Annotated in this window: 2 protein-coding genes; both read right to left on the bottom strand. The window is 70.5% G+C overall.

Translation table 11 applies throughout. The features are described 5' to 3' along the window. Positions 1 to 37 precede the first annotated feature (37 nt). Positions 38 to 1,060 (bottom strand): VOC family protein, encoded by a 1,023-nt coding sequence (locus tag AC1DY2_RS19355; RefSeq protein ID WP_476763891.1) that lies wholly within the window; start codon positions 1,058 to 1,060, stop codon positions 38 to 40. 140 nt (positions 1,061 to 1,200) lie between these two features. Next, positions 1,201 to 1,782: SDR family NAD(P)-dependent oxidoreductase (locus AC1DY2_RS19350; protein WP_476763890.1), on the bottom strand; the 582-nt coding region annotated here is incomplete at its 5' end.

The raw sequence follows: 1,782 nt of genomic DNA, 5'->3' as shown, positions 1-1,782 counted from the left end.
CACTCACCCCGTCCGCCCCGGCCCCTCGGCCGGCGTCTCAGCCCTGGCCGTGCTTGGCGTACGGGTTGAGCAGCGCCTCCTCGGTACCCGGCACGATGCCCTCCTCGGTGGCGGTCGGCCGGCCCTCGTCGGGCGGGAACGACTCGGTCATCGACATGGGCATCGAGCTGTTGCGGTAGAGGTTGTTCGAGCCGGTCGACGGCTTCCAGGTGTTCGCGTTCCAGTCGGGCACGTAGTTGCGGTAGCCGCCCGTGTTGACCTCGATGCGCAGGCCGCTCGGGTCGCGGAAGTAGAGGAACGACTGCTCGCCGATGCCGTGGATCGACGGCCCGTACTCGATGTGGGTGCCGTTCTCCATGAGCACGTCGGCGGCGATGAGGAGCTCCTCGCGGGTGTCGACCCAGAACGCGTAGTGGTTGATGCGGCCGGGCCGCGAGGAGCTGTCGAGCACGACGCCGAGGTCGTGCGACTTCTCGTTCGTCGTGATGACGCCGAACACCGTGATGGGCGCCTCGTCGAGCTCGGTGTACGCCATGATGCGGAAGCCGAGCACCTCGTGGTGCCACTTCGCGAAGGCCTTCACGTCGGATGCCGCGATCGTGACGTGGTCGAGGAACCGGGGTGCGCCGGCGACGCTCGAGCGGCGCTCGGGGCGGTCGGGGTAGATCGACGCGTGCTCGTCGTCGGCCTCGTACTGCTCGATGTCCCAGGCGAGGCGGATGGTGTGGCCCCACGGGCCGGTGAACACGTACGAGCGGCCGCGGCCCGGGCCGGAGTCCGACCACTCGCCGGTCACTCCCGCGTCCTCGACGCGTCGCGCCGCCTCCTCGAGCGCCTCGGCGCTGGTGGTGCGCCAGCCGATCTCCACGAGCGCCGGCTCGGGGCCCTCGGAGATGACGACGCTGTGGTGCGTGTAGTCGCCCCAGGAGCGGAGGTAGGCCTTGCCGCCGTCGCGGCCGACCTGGCGGAGGCCGAGGCGCTCCTCGTAGAAGGCCACCGACGCCTCGACGTCGGGCGCCGCGATCTCGACATGCGAGAGATGGGACAGGAGGGTGATCATCGTCGATCCTTCGTGTTCGGGGTGCGGCGCATCGGCCGAGGGTTGGTGCGTGCCGCGTTCGGCACTGCATCCACTCTCGGCGAGCGCGCTTCATCAGGGAAGCTGAATCTGTCGATGCCGCACATCGACACCGTCGATGGTCAGTCGGAGATCAGCGTTCGGCCGTCGATCACGATGTTCTGGCCGGTGACGAAGGCCCCGGCCGGCGACGCCAGCCACACGACGGCTCCCGCGACCTCCTCGACGCGACCGAACCTCCGCAACGGCGTGCGGTCGCGTCGTGTGGCAGCGACGGCGGGATCGGCGGTGATCGGCCGGGCGAACTCGGTGTCGATGACGCCCGGGGAGATCGCGTTCGCCCGCACGCCGGCCTGGCCCCACTGCACCGCGATGTTCCGGGCGATCTGGGCGTTCGCCGCCTTGGTCACGCCGTAGCCCGACAGGATGCGATTGCCGCGCAGGCCCGCGATGCTCGAGATGACGAGGAAGGCGCCGCCGCCGGTGCGCGCCATCACGGGCAGAGCGGCCTCCGCGAGTCGCAGCACCGACCGCACGTGGAGGTCGTGCATGCGGTCGAACGCGTCGATCGACCCCGGGTCCTCAGGGTCGTCGAGCGCGGCACCCGCCACGCACACCACCGTGTCCACGCGCTCCCACCGCTCGAGGGCCGCGTCGATGAGCTGCCGCGGCGCATCAGTGTCCGTGACGTCGCAGGCCATGCC

It is taken from the genome of Agromyces sp. P1_H4, assembly GCF_056405255.1.
Note: the sequence above shows the minus strand (reverse complement) of the source record. Positions and strands in the feature narration are given on the sequence as shown.